The 16,010-nt window shown below is 70.2% G+C and carries 19 protein-coding genes; 14 read left to right on the top strand and 5 right to left on the bottom strand.

Features of this window, described 5'->3' with window-relative positions; all coding sequences use genetic code 11:
• Positions 1–10 precede the first annotated feature (10 nt).
• Positions 11–748: a nucleotidyltransferase domain-containing protein gene (locus tag FB157_RS00855; RefSeq protein WP_145874915.1), complete on the top strand. Its 738-nt coding sequence runs from the start codon at positions 11–13 to the stop codon at positions 746–748.
• Here FB157_RS00855 and FB157_RS00850 read toward each other — a convergent pair.
• The 4 genes from FB157_RS00850 to FB157_RS00835 form a co-directional block, all read right to left on the bottom strand.
• Positions 703–1,722: a heme A synthase gene (locus FB157_RS00850; protein WP_145874914.1), complete on the bottom strand. Its 1,020-nt coding sequence runs from the start codon at positions 1,720–1,722 to the stop codon at positions 703–705. The genes FB157_RS00855 and FB157_RS00850 overlap by 46 nt on opposite strands.
• Before the next feature lie 47 nt (positions 1,723–1,769).
• Positions 1,770–2,486, bottom strand: coding sequence for an ABC transporter permease (locus FB157_RS00845; RefSeq protein WP_261386139.1), 717 nt, complete (start codon positions 2,484–2,486; stop codon positions 1,770–1,772).
• Between the two features lie 145 nt (positions 2,487–2,631).
• Positions 2,632–3,609: an ABC transporter ATP-binding protein gene (locus FB157_RS00840; RefSeq protein ID WP_261386119.1), complete on the bottom strand. Its 978-nt coding sequence runs from the start codon at positions 3,607–3,609 to the stop codon at positions 2,632–2,634.
• Between the two features lie 31 nt (positions 3,610–3,640).
• On the bottom strand, positions 3,641–4,456 hold the full coding sequence (locus FB157_RS00835; protein WP_145874912.1) for an aminoglycoside N(3)-acetyltransferase: 816 nt from the start codon (positions 4,454–4,456) through the stop codon (positions 3,641–3,643).
• Between the two features lie 206 nt (positions 4,457–4,662).
• Here FB157_RS00835 and FB157_RS00830 point away from each other — a divergent pair, with 206 nt between their 5' ends.
• From FB157_RS00830 to FB157_RS00795, 8 genes are read left to right on the top strand one after another with little or no spacing between them, the layout of a single operon-like run.
• Positions 4,663–5,406 carry a metalloregulator ArsR/SmtB family transcription factor gene (locus tag FB157_RS00830; RefSeq protein ID WP_145874910.1) on the top strand — a complete coding sequence of 248 codons (744 nt, stop codon included), beginning with the start codon at positions 4,663–4,665 and terminating at the stop codon, positions 5,404–5,406.
• Positions 5,403–6,824 (top strand): Fe-S cluster assembly protein SufB, encoded by a 1,422-nt coding sequence (gene sufB, locus FB157_RS00825; protein ID WP_145874908.1) that lies wholly within the window; start codon positions 5,403–5,405, stop codon positions 6,822–6,824. The genes FB157_RS00830 and sufB overlap by 4 nt, the downstream gene beginning before the upstream one ends.
• A 59-nt stretch (positions 6,825–6,883) precedes the next feature.
• Positions 6,884–8,107 carry a Fe-S cluster assembly protein SufD gene (sufD, locus tag FB157_RS00820; RefSeq protein WP_145874906.1) on the top strand — a complete coding sequence of 408 codons (1,224 nt, stop codon included), beginning with the start codon at positions 6,884–6,886 and terminating at the stop codon, positions 8,105–8,107.
• On the top strand, positions 8,104–8,421 hold the full coding sequence (locus tag FB157_RS00815; RefSeq protein ID WP_145874904.1) for a non-heme iron oxygenase ferredoxin subunit: 318 nt from the start codon (positions 8,104–8,106) through the stop codon (positions 8,419–8,421). The genes sufD and FB157_RS00815 overlap by 4 nt, the downstream gene beginning before the upstream one ends.
• A gap of 7 nt (positions 8,422–8,428) precedes the next feature.
• Positions 8,429–9,193, top strand: a complete 765-nt coding sequence (gene sufC / locus FB157_RS00810) for a Fe-S cluster assembly ATPase SufC (RefSeq protein WP_145874902.1) — start codon at positions 8,429–8,431, stop codon at positions 9,191–9,193.
• Positions 9,190–10,446 carry a cysteine desulfurase gene (locus FB157_RS00805; protein ID WP_145874900.1) on the top strand — a complete coding sequence of 419 codons (1,257 nt, stop codon included), beginning with the start codon at positions 9,190–9,192 and terminating at the stop codon, positions 10,444–10,446. The genes sufC and FB157_RS00805 overlap by 4 nt, the downstream gene beginning before the upstream one ends.
• A gap of 16 nt (positions 10,447–10,462) precedes the next feature.
• On the top strand, positions 10,463–10,930 hold the full coding sequence (gene sufU / locus FB157_RS00800; RefSeq protein WP_145874898.1) for a Fe-S cluster assembly sulfur transfer protein SufU: 468 nt from the start codon (positions 10,463–10,465) through the stop codon (positions 10,928–10,930).
• Positions 10,927–11,259, top strand: coding sequence for a metal-sulfur cluster assembly factor (locus FB157_RS00795; RefSeq protein WP_145874896.1), 333 nt, complete (start codon positions 10,927–10,929; stop codon positions 11,257–11,259). The genes sufU and FB157_RS00795 overlap by 4 nt, the downstream gene beginning before the upstream one ends.
• Before the next feature lie 55 nt (positions 11,260–11,314).
• On the opposite strand, the gene FB157_RS00790 is transcribed toward FB157_RS00795, so the two are convergent.
• A complete protein-coding gene (locus FB157_RS00790; protein WP_145874895.1) occupies positions 11,315–12,130 on the bottom strand; it encodes an AbfB domain-containing protein in 816 nt (271 codons plus the stop codon).
• Between the two features lie 187 nt (positions 12,131–12,317).
• Between FB157_RS00790 and FB157_RS00785 the strand changes: the two genes are divergently transcribed.
• The 5 genes from FB157_RS00785 (at position 12,318) to dapD (ending at position 16,001) form a co-directional block, all read left to right on the top strand.
• On the top strand, positions 12,318–12,638 hold the full coding sequence (locus FB157_RS00785) for a multidrug efflux SMR transporter (protein ID WP_145874893.1): 321 nt from the start codon (positions 12,318–12,320) through the stop codon (positions 12,636–12,638).
• Positions 12,638–13,174: a TetR/AcrR family transcriptional regulator gene (locus FB157_RS00780; protein WP_145874891.1), complete on the top strand. Its 537-nt coding sequence runs from the start codon at positions 12,638–12,640 to the stop codon at positions 13,172–13,174. The genes FB157_RS00785 and FB157_RS00780 overlap by 1 nt, the downstream gene beginning before the upstream one ends.
• A gap of 112 nt (positions 13,175–13,286) precedes the next feature.
• Entirely contained in the window at positions 13,287–13,892 is a 606-nt protein-coding gene (locus tag FB157_RS00775) for an RNA polymerase sigma factor (RefSeq protein ID WP_145874889.1), read from the top strand.
• Positions 13,893–13,894: 2 nt separating this feature from the next.
• Complete coding sequence (locus FB157_RS00770; RefSeq protein ID WP_145874887.1) at positions 13,895–14,857, top strand: CU044_5270 family protein; 963 nt, start codon at positions 13,895–13,897, stop codon at positions 14,855–14,857.
• A gap of 157 nt (positions 14,858–15,014) precedes the next feature.
• Complete coding sequence (gene dapD, locus FB157_RS00765) at positions 15,015–16,001, top strand: 2,3,4,5-tetrahydropyridine-2,6-dicarboxylate N-succinyltransferase (RefSeq protein WP_145874885.1); 987 nt, start codon at positions 15,015–15,017, stop codon at positions 15,999–16,001.
• The last annotated feature ends 9 nt before the right edge of the window (positions 16,002–16,010 follow it).

The raw sequence follows: 16,010 nt of genomic DNA, 5'->3' as shown, positions 1-16,010 counted from the left end.
GACTGAGGGGGTGGACACCGAGACGTTACTGGCCCGCTTCCTCCGTGAACTGACGTCACTGAGTCCTGTCGCCGTCTGGGCGCACGGTTCGCTCGCCGCGGGCGACTACCAGGAGGGCCGCAGCGACCTCGATCTGATCGCGGTGCTGCCTCACTCCGTGGCCCCGCGCGTCGTATGGAGGGTCGCGGTGGTGCATGCCCGCATGCGTGCCCACCCCCTCGCCGCCCGGATGCACTGCACCTATCTGACCCCGGACACCGTGGACGACGCCGCCCGCCGCCATCTGACGTGGGCGCACGAACAGCTGTTCAAGCGGCCGGTCACCCCGGTGACCCGGCGGGAGCTGCACACCTTCGGGCGGGTGCTGCACGGGCGCGGGCCCGCCGGGCTGCTGCCGCCGGTGCCGGACCGGGAGCTCGGCGACTTCGTCGTACGGGACCAGCGGGACTTCTGGCGGCCCGCCGTCGACAACGTCCCGCTGTGGACGCGGGACGTGTGGGTCGACCTGGGGATGATCACCTTCGCCCGGGCCACCGTCACCGCGCGCGACGGCCGGCTGATCTCCAAGCGCGAGGCCCTGGACCTGCTGCCCGGCCTGGGCGCACCCGTCGAGGTCGTCGAGGACATCCGCCGACGCCGCTACGGCGACCGGGTCCCGCCCACCGAGGAGTGGACGGCTCGGCGGGCCCGGCTGACCCGGGACTACCTGGGGCCGGCGATCGAGGCGTTCACGGATTCGTACGCCTGAGCGGGGAGACCGGACGTCGCACCGGGACGTTCCCGCAGCGACAGCAGGACGCGCAGGACACCGATCCACACCAGGCACGAGCCGAACATGTGCAGACCGACGAGCACCTCGGGCAGGTGCGTGAAGTACTGGACGTAGCCGATCACACCCTGCGAGAGCAGGATCAGGAACAGCTCGCGGGTGCGGTCCAGGGGGCCCTTGGGGGCGTCGACCGCCTTGAGCACGAACCACAGGGCGAAGGTGAGGGTCACCACGATCCAGGCGAGCACGGCGTGCAGCTTGCTGACCGTCTCCCAGTCGATCGGGATCCGGTTGATCTCCTTGGAGTCGCCCGCGTGCGGCCCGGCGCCGGTCACCACCGTGCCGACCGCGATGAGCAGCACGGACGCGGCCACCAGGAACCAGACCAGTTGCTGCACGGCCTTGCCGACCAGCGGCCGCGGCGCCGCGTCCCCCTCGCGGGTGCGCTGCCACATCACGGTGGCGACGGTGATCAGGCCCGTCGAGAGCAGGAAGTGCGCGGCGACCGTGTAGGGGTTCAGGCCCACCAGGACCACGATGCCGCCGAGCACCGCGTTGCCCATGACCACCCAGAACTGCGTCCAGCCGAGCCGGGTGAGGCTGCGCCGGTACGGCTTCTCGGAGCGTGCCGCGATGATCGCCCAGCCGATGGCGGCGCACAGCACGTACGTCAGCATCCGGTTGCCGAACTCGATGGCACCGTGGAAGCCCATCGCGCTGGTGGTGGTCAGCGAGTCCTCGGTGCACGTGGGCCAGGTCGGGCAGCCCAGGCCCGAGCCGGTCAGGCGTACGGCACCGCCGGTGACGACGATGACGACCGACATCACGAGCGCGGCGAGCGCCGCCCGCCGGACCGTCCGGGGATCCGGGGTCCAGCGTGCGGCGATGAGGGCGAGCGGGTTGCGCAGGGCCGCTACGGCGTCGGCGCGGGTCAGCTTTGGCACGTGCACCATCGTAGGCCGCCGCTTGTGCACGCTTTCACGAGGGTCCCGTCCCGCGACTACTCCCAGCGGAAGAAACGCCCGGCCGCCGCGAGCCCCACGACCGCCCACACCGCGAGGATGCCCAGGTCGCCCCACGGCATCCCGGCACCGTGCTGGAGCACGTCCCGCAGGCCGTCCGAGAGGGCCGAGATGGGCAGCAGGCCGAGGACGTGCTGACCGGCCGAGCCGAACTTGTCCAGCGGCACGATCACGCCGCCGCCGACGAGCAGCAGCAGGAAGACCAGGTTGGCGGCGGCCAGCGTCGCCTCCGCCTTGAGGGTGCCCGCCATCAGCAGGCCGAGCCCCGAGAAGGCGGCCGTACCGAGGACCAGCAGGAGCACGACGGCGAGTGGGCCGCCCTGCGGGGACCAGCCCAGCGCGAAGGCGATCACCGTCAGCAGGATCACCTGGAGGACCTCGGTGACCAGGACGGACGCCGTCTTCGCCGTCATCAGGCCCCAGCGCGGCAACGGGGAGGAGGCGAGCCGCTTCAGCACGCCGTAGCGGCGCTCGAAGCCGGTCGCGATGGCCTGCCCGGTGAACGCCGTCGACATCACGGCGAGGGCCAGGATGCCCGGGGCGAGGAAGTCCACCGCCTTGCCCTTGCCGGTGTCGACGACGTCCACGGAGCTGAAGAGCACCAGCAGCAGGGTCGGGATCACGACCGTCAGCAGCAGCTGCTCGCCGTTGCGCAGCAGCATCTTCGTCTCCAGCGCCGCCTGGGCCGCGATCATGCGGGGGAGGGGCGCCGCACCCGGCTTCGGGGCGTACGTACCGGTCGCGGTCGTCACGAGCGCAGCTCCTTGCCTGTGAGCTCCAGGCTGTGCGTTTCCGGGGGACAACCCCCGGACCCCCGGCCGATCTCGGCGTGACCCGGACTCATGAGCGCAGCTCCTTGCCTGTGAGCTCCAGAAAAACGTCTTCCAAAGTGTGCCGTTCGACCGAGATCCGGTCCGGCATCACCCCGTGCTGGGCGCACCACGAGGTCACCGTGGCCAGCAGCTGCGGGTCGACCTTGCCGACGACCCGGTAGCTGCCCGGGGTCAGCTCGGCGGCCGTGCAGTCGGCCGGGAGCGCCTTGAGCAGGGAGGCCACGTCGAGGCCGGGACGGCCGGTGAAGCGCAGGGTGTTCTCGGCGCCGCCCTTGCACAGCTCCTCCGGGGAGCCCTGGGCTATGACCCGGCCGCCGTCGATGATCGCGACGTCGTCGGCGAGCTGCTCGGCCTCGTCCATGTAGTGCGTGGTGAGGATCACGGAGACGCCGTCGGCGCGCAGGTCCTTGACCAGGTCCCAGGTGGCGCGGCGGGCCTGCGGGTCGAGGCCGGCGGTCGGCTCGTCCAGGAAGACCAGCTCCGGGCGTCCGACGACGGCCATGGCGAGCGCCAGGCGCTGCTGCTGGCCGCCGGACAGCCGCCGGTAGCTCGTGCGGCCGCACGAGCCGAGCCCGAGGCGCTCCATCAGTGCGTCCACGTCCAGCGGCTGCGCGTGCAGCCTGGCCACGTGGCGCAGCATCTCGTCCGCCCGGGCGCCGGAGTACACGCCCCCGGACTGGAGCATCACGCCGATCCGCGGACGCAGCTCGGCGGCCTGCCGCACCGGGTCGAGGCCCAGGACGCGCACCGTGCCGGAATCCGGCCTCCGGTACCCCTCGCAGGTCTCGATCGTGGTCGTCTTCCCCGCCCCGTTGGGGCCGAGTACGGCGGTCACCCCCGCCTGGGCCGCCAGGTCGAGGCCGTTCACCGCGGTCTTCGTGCCGTACCGCTTCACCAGGGCCCGGACCTCGATGAGCGGGTGCGGCGCGAAGCGTCTCGTCGAGGAGTGGTGGTCGGGAGACGGGCGGGCGGGCTCACTTCGCATGGGTCCAGAGTCTAGGGAGGCGCCGCACCGCTCAGGTGCGGGGGTGCGGGAACTCCTCCTCACGGGGGCGGTGAAGGGCCAGCCACCGCTCGGCGTAGGCCACCGCGTCCGCCACCGGGAACAGCCGGGCGTCGGCCGCGCCGACCCGGCCGCGTACGACGGGACGGTCCCGTTCGAAGTCGTGGCCCAGCTCGTCGAAGCGGTCCGAGGTGATCGACACCTCGGTCACCGTCTCCCAGCCCCCGCCCGGTGCCGGCCGGCCGACCGGCACCAGCGGGGACGGTATGCGGTACTCGGCCAGGTGGAAGCTGGTGCAGGCGTCGTAGCCCGCGCCGAGCAGCAGGACCCGGGCGCCCAGCCGCTCCAGCCGGGCCAGCGGACTGCGCTCGCCCAGCCGGCAGTCGGGGGCGTGAGCGTCGACGATCTCCGCGGCGCGGGGCCCGAGCGCGGCGAAGGAGGTCTGCGGGTGGGCGCTGCGCAGGGCACCCGGCCAGGTGCGGACGGTCTCCGGGATCACCCCGACCCCGCGCGACGGGGTGATCAGCGGGTCGTAGGCGGGCATCGTGGCCCGGATCCTGTCCCACCACTCGTCGGGCACCGGAGGATTGCCCCACACGGCCGGGTCGGACAGGTCGCCCGACTGGGTGGGCACGACGAGTGTGCCGGCTGGTCCGAGCGCGTCGAGGAGTCCCTGGACGGCCGCGACGGCGCCTCCGTTGACCCAGCCGAGGGAACTCAGCGAGGAATGCACGAGGAGGGTCTCGCCGGTCTCGACGCCCAGCAGACGCAGCTGCGTGGAAACCGTGTCGCGAGTGACAAGAGGGCCGGTCGGAGGGGGTGTGGGCATGGTTCGGGAGTCTTCCCGACGGGCGTGCGGGACGCCACCTCTTTGCTGTTCCGGCCCTGCTCGGCCGATCACCGGGCGGTCGGTGAATGATCGATCAGAAGATCATTTCCGCAGGTCAGATTAGGTATGCCTAAGTGACGCAGGGCACCGCCCGATGATCCGGACCGCGCTTGTCAGGCTCTGAAGAATTACGCAACAATGGCGTTGTGAAAAACGTCGGTGAGGCTCGGGAGACCCCGATGGGTACCCCGCAGGAGGAGCTCGCGACCGGAGAGCGCTCCACGCGCAACCGGGTCGCGCGGTCCATCCTGGACCACGGCCCGTCGACCGTCACCGAACTCGCCGGGCGCCTGGGCCTGACCCAGGCGGCCGTACGGCGGCACCTGGACGCGCTGGTCGCGGACGACGTCGTGGAGGCGCGCGAGCAGCGGGTGTACGGCACGCGCACGCGCGGTCGGCCCGCGAAGGTCTTTGCGCTGACGGACTGCGGCCGGGACGCCTTCGACCAGTCGTACGACAAGCTCGCCGCCGACGCCCTGCGCTGGATCGCGGAGCGGGAGGGCGGGGCCGAGGCGGTCGCCGCCTTCGCCCGCGCCCGGATCGCCGCCCAGGCGGGCGCGTACCGCAAGGCGATCGAGAGCGTCAGCCCCGACGAGCGCACCGAAGCGCTGGCCAAGGCCCTGAGCGTGGACGGGTACGCTGCTACGGCGCGCAGCGCACCGGTCGGCGAGCAGCTGTGCCAGCACCACTGCCCGGTCGCCCACGTGGCGGAACAGTTCCCGCAGCTGTGCGAGGCGGAGACGGAGATCTTCGCCGAGCTGCTCGGGACCCACGTCCAGCGACTGGCGACGATCGCGCACGGCGACGGCGTCTGCACGACGTTCATCCCCAAGATTTCCAAGACCAGCGACAACGCATCTGCAAGCACGGCCGGGAGGAACCCCGCATGACTCTCCCCACGGAGACTGCCCACCCCGAACTCGAGGGTCTGGGCAAGTACGAATACGGTTGGGCCGACTCCGACGAGGCCGGCGCCTCTGCGAAGCGTGGTCTGAACGAGGACGTGGTCCGGGACATCTCGGCGAAGAAGTCCGAGCCGGAGTGGATGACCAAGCTCCGCCTCAAGGGCCTGCGCCTCTTCGAGAAGAAGCCCATGCCGAACTGGGGCTCGGACCTCTCGGGCATCGACTTCGACAACATCAAGTACTTCGTGCGCTCCACGGAGAAGCAGGCGGAGTCCTGGGAGGACCTGCCCGAGGACATCAAGAACACCTACGACAAGCTGGGCATCCCGGAGGCCGAGAAGCAGCGCCTCGTCGCCGGTGTCGCCGCCCAGTACGAGTCGGAGGTCGTCTACCACCAGATCCGCGAGGACCTGGAGGAGCAGGGCGTCATCTTCCTCGACACCGACACCGCTCTGAAGGAGCACCCGGAGCTCTTCAAGGAGTACTTCGGCACGGTCATCCCGGTCGGTGACAACAAGTTCGCCTCCCTGAACACCGCCGTGTGGTCGGGCGGCTCCTTCATCTACGTCCCGCCGGGCGTCCACGTGGAGATCCCGCTCCAGGCCTACTTCCGTATCAACACGGAGAACATGGGCCAGTTCGAGCGGACCCTGATCATCGTCGACGAGGGTGCCTACGTGCACTACGTCGAGGGCTGCACCGCCCCGATCTACAAGTCGGACTCGCTGCACTCCGCGGTCGTCGAGATCATCGTCAAGAAGAACGCCCGCTGCCGCTACACGACCATCCAGAACTGGTCGAACAACGTCTACAACCTGGTCACCAAGCGCGCCGTGGCGTACGAGGGCGCGACCATGGAGTGGATCGACGGCAACATCGGCTCCAAGGTGACGATGAAGTACCCGGCCGTCTACCTGATGGGCGAGCACGCCAAGGGCGAGACCCTGTCCATCGCCTTCGCGGGCGAGGGCCAGCACCAGGACGCCGGTTCCAAGATGGTCCACATGGCGCCGAACACCTCGTCCAACATCGTCTCCAAGTCGGTGGCGCGCGGTGGCGGCCGTACCTCATACCGCGGCCTGGTCGAGATCGGCGAGGGCGCCGCCGGCTCCAAGTCGAACGTGCTCTGCGACGCGCTGCTGGTCGACACGATCTCCCGCTCCGACACCTACCCCTACGTGGACGTCCGCGAGGACGACGTGTCCATGGGCCACGAGGCGACGGTCTCCAAGGTCTCCGAGGACCAGCTCTTCTACCTGATGAGCCGCGGTCTGACCGAGTTCGAGGCGATGGCGATGATCGTGCGCGGCTTCGTCGAGCCGATCGCCAAGGAACTGCCGATGGAGTACGCGCTGGAGCTCAACCGGCTGATCGAGCTGCAGATGGAGGGCTCGGTCGGTTGATCACCGGCCCGTAGTCCCCGTCAAGCCACTTACGCAAGAAAGCGAGCATTACGACAGCCATGGCTGAGGCTCAGAACTCCCCCAAGCCCTCGACTCCGCTCGGGCAGGGGGGATCCCCACCGTTGGGCTCGACCACCGCGGGCCAGATCGCGGTGGCCGCCGAGTCGACCGTCGCCACGCGCATGAGCGCGCCCCCGTCCTTCGACGTCGCGGACTTCCCGGTCCCGCACGGCCGCGAGGAGGAGTGGCGGTTCACCCCGCTGGAGCGCCTGCGCGGGCTGCACGACGGCACCGCCGTCGCGAACGGCGAGGGCGTGAAGGTCACCGTCGAGGCCCCCGAGGGCGTCACCGTCGAGACCGTCGGCCGCGACGACGCGCGCGTCGGCAAGGCGGGCACCCCGGTGGACCGCGTGGCCGCCCAGGCGTTCTCGGCGTTCGAGCAGGCCGGCGTGGTCACCGTCCCCAAGGAGACCGTGCTCGCCGAGCCGATCCGCATCGCCGTGCACGGTGCGGGCGGGGTCGCCTTCGGCCACCAGGTCGTCGAGCTGGGCGCCTTCGCCGAGGCCGTCGTCGTCATCGACCACACCGGTGACGCGGTGCTCGCCGCCAACGTCGACTACATCCTGGGCGACGGCGCCAAGCTGACCGTCGTCTCCGTCCAGGACTGGGACGACAAGGCCGTGCACGTGGCCCAGCACAACGCCCTGATCGGCCGCGACGCGTCCTTCAAGTCGGTCGTCGTGACCTTCGGCGGCGACCTGGTCCGCCTGCACCCGCGCGTCAGCTACGCGGGCACCGGAGGCGAGGCCGAGCTGCTCGGCCTGTACTTCACCGACGCCGGGCAGCACCAGGAGCACCGCCTCCTGGTCGACCACAACACCCCGCACTGCAAGTCGAACGTCGTCTACAAGGGCGCGCTCCAGGGCGACGCGGCGCACGCGGTGTGGATCGGTGACGTGCTCATCGAGGCCAAGGCCGAGGGCACCGACACCTACGAGATGAACCGCAACCTGGTGCTGACCGACGGCGCGCGGGTCGACTCGGTGCCGAACCTGGAGATCGAGACCGGCGAGATCGTCGGCGCCGGCCACGCCTCCGCGACCGGCCGCTTCGACGACGAGCAGCTCTTCTACCTGATGGCCCGCGGCATTCCGGAGCACGAGGCCCGCCGTCTCGTCGTCCGCGGCTTCTTCGCCGGGCTGGTCCAGCAGATCGGTGTCCCGGACATCGAGGAGCGCCTGCTGGCGAAGATCGAGGAGGAGCTGGAGGCTTCGGTCGCATGACCTTCGTACGCGCCTGTGGGCTGAGCGAGCTGGCCGAGGACACCCCGAAGCGGGTGGAACTCGACGGCACGCCCGTGTCCATCGTGCAGACCGAGGGCGAGGTCTTCGCGATCCACGACATCTGCTCCCACGCGAACGTCTCGCTCTCCGAGGGCGAGGTGGAGGACTGTCAGATCGAGTGCTGGCTGCACGGCTCCAGCTTCGACCTCCGCACCGGCAAGCCGTCCGGCCTTCCCGCGACGCGCCCCGTCCCCGTTTACCCCGTAAAGATCGAAGGGGACGACGTGCTCGTCTCCCTCACCCAGGAGTCCTGAGGCACCCATGGCAACGCTTGAAATCCGAGACCTGCACGTCACCGTCGAGGCCGACAACGCCACGAAGGAGATCCTCAAGGGCGTCGACCTCACCGTGAAGCAGGGCGAGACGCACGCCATCATGGGCCCCAACGGCTCCGGCAAGTCGACCCTCGCCTACTCGCTCGCGGGTCACCCGAAGTACACGATCACCGGCGGCACCGTGCTGCTCGACGGCGAGGACGTCCTGGAGATGTCCGTCGACGAGCGCGCCCGCGCGGGCCTGTTCCTGGCGATGCAGTACCCCGTCGAGGTCCCCGGCGTCTCGGTCTCCAACTTCCTGCGCACCTCCGCCACCGCCGTCCGCGGCGAGGCCCCCAAGCTGCGCACCTGGGTGAAGGAGGTCAAGGAGGCCATGGAGCGCCTCAACATGGACCCGTCCTTCGCCGAGCGCAACGTCAACGAGGGCTTCTCCGGCGGTGAGAAGAAGCGCCACGAGATCCTCCAGCTCGAGCTGCTCAAGCCGAAGGTCGCGATCCTCGACGAGACCGACTCCGGCCTCGACGTCGACGCGCTCCGCATCGTCTCCGAGGGCGTCAACCGCGTCCGCGAGACCGGCGAGGTCGGCACCCTGCTGATCACGCACTACACGCGCATCCTGCGCTACATCAAGCCCGACTTCGTCCACGTCTTCTCCGCCGGCCGGATCGTCGAGTCCGGCGGCGCCGAGCTTGCCGACAAGCTGGAGGACGAGGGCTACGAGGCATACACGAAGGGTGGCGTATCCGCGTGACACAGCTGCCGGGCCTCCTCGACACCGAGGCGATCCGCAAGGACTTCCCCGTCCTGGACCGACTGATCCACGACGGCAAGAAGCTCGTGTACCTGGACAACGCGGCGACCTCGCAGAAGCCGCGCCAGGTGCTGGACGCCCTGAGCGAGTACTACGAGCGCTACAACGCCAACGTCCACCGCGGTGTGCATGTGCTCGCCGAGGAGGCCACGGCGCTGTACGAGGGCGCGCGCGACAAGGTCGCGGCGTTCGTCAACGCGCCGAGCCGCGACGAGGTGATCTTCACCAAGAACGCCTCCGAGTCGCTGAACCTCGTGGCGAACATGCTGGGCTGGGCCGACGAGCCCTACCGCGTGGACCACGAGACCGAGATCGTCATCACGGAGATGGAGCACCACTCCAACATCGTGCCGTGGCAGCTGCTGGCGCAGCGCACGGGCGCGAAGCTGAAGTGGTTCGGCCTCACCGACGACGGCCGGCTGGACCTGTCCAACATCGACGAGATCATCACCGAGAAGACGAAGATCGTCTCCTTCGTGCTGGTGTCGAACATCCTGGGCACGGTCAACCCGGTCGACGCGATAGTCCGTCGCGCCCAGGAGGTCGGTGCGCTGGTCTGCATCGACGCCTCGCAGGCCGCCCCGCACATGCCGCTGGACGTGCAGGCCCTGCAGGCCGACTTCGTGGCCTTCACCGGCCACAAGATGTGCGGCCCGACCGGCATCGGCGTTCTCTGGGGCCGCCAGGAGCTGCTGGAGGACCTGCCTCCCTTCCTGGGCGGTGGCGAGATGATCGAGACGGTGTCGATGCACTCCTCGACGTACGCCCCGGCTCCGCACAAGTTCGAGGCGGGCACGCCCCCGATCGCCCAGGCGGTCGGTCTCGGTGCCGCGATCGACTATCTGGACTCGATCGGCATGGAGAAGATCCTCGCCCACGAGCACGCGCTCACCGAGTACGCGGTGAAGCGCCTGGCAGAGGTCCCGGACCTGCGGATCATCGGCCCGACCACGGCCGAGGACCGCGGGGCGGCGATCTCGTTCACGCTGGGCGACATCCACCCGCACGACGTGGGCCAGGTTCTCGACGAGCAGGGCATCGCGGTCCGCGTCGGCCACCACTGCGCGCGGCCCGTCTGCCTCCGCTACGGAATTCCTGCGACCACGCGAGCGTCGTTCTATCTGTACTCCACGCCGGCCGAGATCGACGCACTGGTCGACGGCCTGGAGCACGTACGGAACTTCTTCGGCTGAAGGGCGTGCTGAAAAGGTGAAGCTGGACTCCATGTACCAGGAAGTCATCCTGGACCACTACAAGAACCCGCACGGGCGTGGTCTGAGGGATGGCGACGCCGAGGTGCACCATGTGAACCCGACGTGCGGCGACGAGATCACCCTTCGCGTGAAGTACGACGGAACCACGATCAGGGACGTCTCGTACGAGGGCCAGGGCTGCTCCATCAGCCAGGCCTCGGCCTCCGTGCTGAACGAGCTCCTCGTCGGCAAGGAACTGGCCGACGCGCAGAAGATCCAGGAGACCTTCCTGGAGCTGATGCAGTCCAAGGGGAAGCTCGAGCCCGACGACACGATGGAGGAGGTGCTGGAGGACGCGGTCGCGTTCGCCGGTGTCTCCAAGTACCCGGCCCGGGTCAAGTGCGCCCTCCTCAGCTGGATGGCGTGGAAGGACGCGACGGCCCAGGCCCTGGGCGGGGCCGACGCCGAAAGGAAGACGGCATGAGCGACACCGTGGAGACGAAGCCGGCCTCGGAGGAGGAACTCCGCGAGGCCCTGTACGACGTCGTGGACCCCGAGCTGGGCATCGACGTCGTCAACCTCGGCCTGATCTACGGCATCCACATCGACGACGCGAACATCGCGACGATCGACATGACCCTGACCTCGGCGGCCTGCCCGCTGACCGATGTCATCGAGGACCAGGCCAAGTCCGCCACCGACGGCCTGGTGAACGAGCTGCGCATCAACTGGGTCTGGATGCCCCCGTGGGGCCCCGACAAGATCACGGACGACGGCCGGGAGCAGCTTCGGGCGCTCGGGTTCAACGTCTGAGACAAGCGCGTACGTGAAGCGGCGGCACCTGCGGGGTGCCGCCGCTTTCGTGTGTTCAGGCGAGCCCGTCCACCAGCAGGAACGCCGAGTCGGCCCGGTACAGGTCGGTGTTCTGGTACGGGTCCAGCCTCAGCTGGAAGTTCTGGTGGCGCAGGAAGCGGCCCGGGTAGTTGACCGACTCCAGCATGGTCGCGCCGGTGAAGGGCGATGTGCGGGGGCAGAACGTGGCGTCCTGCTCGAACAGGCGGGAGCCGTCGTCGTGTTCGGCTCGCAGGAGGAAGTTGCGGTGGCGCAGGTAGCCGCCGTCCGCCGTGGCGAAGGAGTAACAGCGGGCGTCGGACAGGCCCTTGACGAGTTCGAAGGTTGCGGCGCGGCGGGCGGCGGGTGAGCCGGCCGGATCGAGCTTCACGTAGTCGCCGACGACGTGCCAGTAGCGGTCGGGGTAGTTCAGGGCGCGGACGGAGCGCCGGTCGGTGGTCGGCTTCGGGGAACTTCCCTGGTGGACGGGGGACTTGCGGGGGGCGGGCTTCGAGCCGGCCGGTCGGGTGGGTGCGGGGGACCCGGTCGTGGCGGGCGAAGCCGAGGCCATGCTCGTCCTGCCCTTCGGCGCGGCGGGCGTACTCGCCGAAGGGGAGGAGAAGGTGAGCAGGCCGGGGCCGCTGTCCGTGGAGGCTCCGGCCGCAGGCCGGGCGGCCCGCGGCTCGCGGGTCTGGCCGGTCACGGCTGTCGCCGTCACACAGGCCGCGATGGTGGCCACGACAAGTGCGCCTGCCAGCCAGAGTCTTCGGGTGCCGGGGGCCCGGGAGGAGTCCGGGTTCCAGCCGTTCTCCCAGGACTGGCGCTGCGGGGGGTGGGGGGTGTTCTCAGGCATGCGGTTCTCCACCGCCGCCCGGGGCGGCGGCCGGGGTGTGTGTGGGTGAGGTGGGTGAAGCGTGAAGACGAAGTGGTGCCGAGGGGCTGCACATTAGTGGAGCGCGGTGCCGTGGTGAGCGGTTTCTATGAAACTGAAACTTTCTCGTTGTGTACGGCCGTACACAACGCTGGGTACGCTTGTCCTCATGGGATACCTGTTGCTCGCCGGCGCCATCGCCGCCGAGGTCGCCGCCACGACGGCGATGAAGTACAGCGAGGGCTTCAGCAGGCTCGGGCCCTCGCTCGTGACGGCTCTGGGCTACCTCGTCTCCTTCGCGCTGCTCGCCCGGACGCTGAAGACCGTGTCGATCGGCACGGCGTACGCGATCTGGGCCGGGGTGGGCACCGCGACCATCGCCGTCATCGGCCTGATGCTCTTCGGGGAGGGGCTGAGCGTGACCAAGGCCGCCGGGATCCTGCTGATCGTCGGGGGAGTGGTGGTGCTGAACCTGGGCGGGGCGCACTGATGCCCCGCCGCTACGACCCCGAGCGGCGGCAGCGGATCATCGACGCGGCGATCCGGGTCGTGGGGGACAAGGGCATCGCCGGGCTGAGCCACCGCACGGTCGCCGCCGAGGCGGACGTGCCGCTCGGCTCCACGACCTACCACTTCGCCACCCTGGACGACCTCCTGGTGGCCGCCCTGTGCCAGGCCAACGAGGGCTTCGCCAAGGTGCTCGACGCCAGTGAGGTGCTGGCCGACGCCGACGGTGATCTCGCGGCGGGCCTCGCCCGGATCCTCGGCGAGTGGCTGGGCGGCGACCGGCCGGGCGTCGAGCTGGAGTACGAGCTGTATCTCGCGGCCCTCAGGCGCCCCGCGCTGCGTCCCGTCGCCGCCCAGTGGACCGAGGAGACGGCCGCGCGGCTCGGCGCACGCACCGATCCGGTGACGGCGCGGGCGCTGCTCGCGCTGATGGACGGAATCTGTCTGCAGGTGCTGCTGACGGGCGGTTCGTACGACGAGGAGTACGCGCGCGAGGTGCTGAAGCGGGTGATTCCCTGATCACCCGCGTATTCAGCGGTCGAACGAAGACTTCCGGAAAACCGTGAACTCTCCGATGCCCATCGGGGAACAGGAGGTGACACGCACTCACCGACGAATCAGGGGGAGCCTTGTGAGCGGACCACCGCCGTCCACGATACGGACGGAGGACGACGCGGACGTGGTCGCGCAGTCGCTGGAGCAGCCGGAGCTGTTCGCCCTGCTCTACGACCGCTACGCCCCCGACATCCACCGCTACGCGGCTCGCCGCCTGGGCGACGCCGCTGCCGACGACATCACTGCCGACACCTTCCTGGTCGCGTTCCGGATCCGGTCCCGCTACGACCCTACGCGCCCCAACGCGCGTCCCTGGCTGTACGGCATCGCCGGAAACCTCATCGGCAAGCAGCGCCGCGCCGAGGTGCGGGCGCTCAGGGCACTCGCCCGCACCGGCCACGACCCGGTCGCCGCGTCCTGGGGCGAGTCCTGGGTCGAGGACACCGACAGCCGGATCGCGGCGCAGGGCCCGCTGGCCGGCGCCCTCGCCGGGCTGTCGGCGCCCGACCGGCACGTCCTGCTGCTCGTCGCCTGGGCCGAACTCACGTACCAGGAGGTCGCGGAGGCATTGGACATACCGGTGGGCACAGTTCGCTCGCGGCTCAACCGGGCGCGACGCAAGGTACGTACGGCGCTGGGCGCCGATCCCGCATTCGTGACCGACGCGGCGGAGGTGGCGTAGCTATGGACGAGATGACCGAGGTGCGTGAGCTGCGCGCCCACGCGCCGGTGCCCGACCGGGCCCGGCTCGCGCCGGGACGGGCGCGGCTCACCGAGGCCGCGCGGGCCGGGGAGCTGCGCCGCGCGTTGTGGCGACGGCGGGAGTTCGTGATCGTCGCGGTCGTGGCCGCGGTGACGGCCGTCGCCGTCACCGCCACCCTGCTGGTGGGCGGGACGGGCACGGGACGCAAGGTGCGGCCCGCGGCCACGCCGAGCGTGCGCTTCAAGGGGGTGAGCGCCGCCGAGTTCCTGCGGCAGGCTGCCGACGCGGTCGAGGCACAGCCGGACGGCTCCGTCCCGACGGCGAAGCAGTGGATCTACACCAAGTCGGCGCAGGAGCCCGAGGACAAGTCCCACAGCTTCCCGGGCGAGCAGGAGGTCTGGATGCGCTACGACGGCTCCGCCAGGGCCTCCCGGATGCGGGACGAACCGCTCCACATCGCCAAGCTGCACCTGGAGAACGGCGGCGAGGGCGACGACCGCTCGCCGCGCGAGATGTACCGGGTCCTCGTCGCCCTGCCGGCCGACGGCGAGGGGGCGCTGAAGGCGCTCCGTGCGCAGAACGCCATCGCCGACAGCAAGGGAGTCTCCCAGGCGCGCAACGACTACGTCGAGATCAGCGTCCTGCTGTCGGCCGACGTGATGCCGGCCAAGGGCCTGGCCTCTCTCTACCGCGCCCTCGCGCTCGTGCCGGGCGGGAAGGTCGTCGGCCACCTCGTCGAGACCGCCGCCGGACGCCGGGTGATCGCCCTGGACTACGGCCGCGAGGACAACCCCAAGACCGGTGGGTCGATGCGTGACCAGTGGCTGATCGACCCGAATACCTACCGGATCGTCGGCATGCGGCTGGTAGGCGGCGGCAAGGTCATGGGCGGCAACTCGGTCGTCACGACGGCTGTGGTGGACCGGGCGGGCGACCGCGGCTGACCACCCGCGATCCCGGGCGGCCCGCACCACAGGGGAGTGCGGGCCGCCCGGGACCCGTCCCGGCGGGAGAGACACCGCAGAGACGATTCCGCCCGGCACATGAGACGCCCTGGGCACGGGTTCGCCCGCACGACCTCCCCCACGTTAGGTTTCCTACATGACCGACACTGCTTCCCGCACCACCGGCGCCGTCGCCGCCGGCCTCGCCACCCTCGCCTCCGACGGCACCGTTCTCGACACCTGGTTCCCGGCCCCCGAGCTCGTCGCCGAGCCCGGCCCCGCCGGCACCGAGCGGCTCTCCGCCGAGCAGGCCGTGGAGCTGCTCGGCAGCGGCGCCGCCGCGGCGATCGGCCCGGACGCCCGCCGGGGCGTCGAGGTGGTCGCGGTCCGTACGGTCATCGCCTCCCTCGACGACAAGCCGCTCGACGCGCACGACGTCTACCTGCGCCTCCACCTGCTCTCGCACCGCCTGGTCAAGCCGCACGGCCAGAACCTGGAGGGCATCTTCGGGCACCTCGCCAACGTCGCCTGGACCTCGCTCGGCCCGGTCGCCGTGGACGACGTCGAGAAGGTGCGGCTGAACGCCCGCGCCGAGGGCCAGCACCTCCAGGTGACCTCGATCGACAAGTTCCCGCGCATGACGGACTACGTCGCCCCCAAGGGTGTCCGTATCGCCGACGCCGACCGGGTCCGGCTCGGCGCGCACCTCGCCGAGGGCACCACGGTCATGCACGAGGGCTTCGTGAACTTCAACGCCGGCACGCTCGGTACCTCCATGGTCGAGGGCCGTATCTCCGCGGGGGTCGTGGTCGGCAACGGTTCGGACATCGGCGGCGGCGCCTCCACGATGGGCACGCTGTCCGGCGGCGGCAACGTGATCATCTCCATCGGCGAGCGCTGCCTGATCGGCGCCGAGGCGGGTGTCGGCATCGCGCTGGGAGACGAGTGCGTGATCGAGGCCGGCCTGTACGTCACCGCGGGCACCCGGGTGACGATGCCCGACGGCCAGATCGTCAAGGCCCGCGAGCTCAACGGCGCCTCCAACATCCTCTTCCGCCGCAACTCGGTCACCGGTGTCGTCGAGGCCCGTCCGAACAACGCGGTCTGGGGCGGTCTGAACGACATCCTGCACAGCCACAACTGACGCAGACGA

The organism is Streptomyces sp. BK340, assembly GCF_007827595.1.
Classification (GTDB): Bacteria; Actinomycetota; Actinomycetes; order Streptomycetales; family Streptomycetaceae; genus Streptomyces.
Note: the sequence above shows the minus strand (reverse complement) of the source record. Positions and strands in the feature narration are given on the sequence as shown.

What these genes read in the sequence shown, in the direction of transcription:
- FB157_RS00850 (WP_145874914.1), bottom strand. Translation starts at nt 1,722, where the DNA reads ATGGTGCACGTGCCAAAGCTGACCCGCGCCGACGCCGTAGCGGCCCTG.
- FB157_RS00845 (WP_261386139.1), bottom strand. Translation starts at nt 2,486, where the DNA reads ATGATCGCGGCCCAGGCGGCGCTGGAGACGAAGATGCTGCTGCGCAAC.
- FB157_RS00840 (WP_261386119.1), bottom strand. Translation starts at nt 3,609, where the DNA reads ATGCGAAGTGAGCCCGCCCGCCCGTCTCCCGACCACCACTCCTCGACG.
- FB157_RS00835 (WP_145874912.1), bottom strand. Translation starts at nt 4,456, where the DNA reads ATGCCCACACCCCCTCCGACCGGCCCTCTTGTCACTCGCGACACGGTT.
- sufB (WP_145874908.1), top strand. Translation starts at nt 5,403, where the DNA reads ATGACTCTCCCCACGGAGACTGCCCACCCCGAACTCGAGGGTCTGGGC.
- sufD (WP_145874906.1), top strand. Translation starts at nt 6,884, where the DNA reads ATGGCTGAGGCTCAGAACTCCCCCAAGCCCTCGACTCCGCTCGGGCAG.
- FB157_RS00815 (WP_145874904.1), top strand. Translation starts at nt 8,104, where the DNA reads ATGACCTTCGTACGCGCCTGTGGGCTGAGCGAGCTGGCCGAGGACACC.
- sufC (WP_145874902.1), top strand. Translation starts at nt 8,429, where the DNA reads ATGGCAACGCTTGAAATCCGAGACCTGCACGTCACCGTCGAGGCCGAC.
- FB157_RS00795 (WP_145874896.1), top strand. Translation starts at nt 10,927, where the DNA reads ATGAGCGACACCGTGGAGACGAAGCCGGCCTCGGAGGAGGAACTCCGC.
- FB157_RS00790 (WP_145874895.1), bottom strand. Translation starts at nt 12,130, where the DNA reads ATGCCTGAGAACACCCCCCACCCCCCGCAGCGCCAGTCCTGGGAGAAC.
- FB157_RS00785 (WP_145874893.1), top strand. Translation starts at nt 12,318, where the DNA reads ATGGGATACCTGTTGCTCGCCGGCGCCATCGCCGCCGAGGTCGCCGCC.
- FB157_RS00780 (WP_145874891.1), top strand. Translation starts at nt 12,638, where the DNA reads ATGCCCCGCCGCTACGACCCCGAGCGGCGGCAGCGGATCATCGACGCG.
- FB157_RS00770 (WP_145874887.1), top strand. Translation starts at nt 13,895, where the DNA reads ATGGACGAGATGACCGAGGTGCGTGAGCTGCGCGCCCACGCGCCGGTG.
- dapD (WP_145874885.1), top strand. Translation starts at nt 15,015, where the DNA reads ATGACCGACACTGCTTCCCGCACCACCGGCGCCGTCGCCGCCGGCCTC.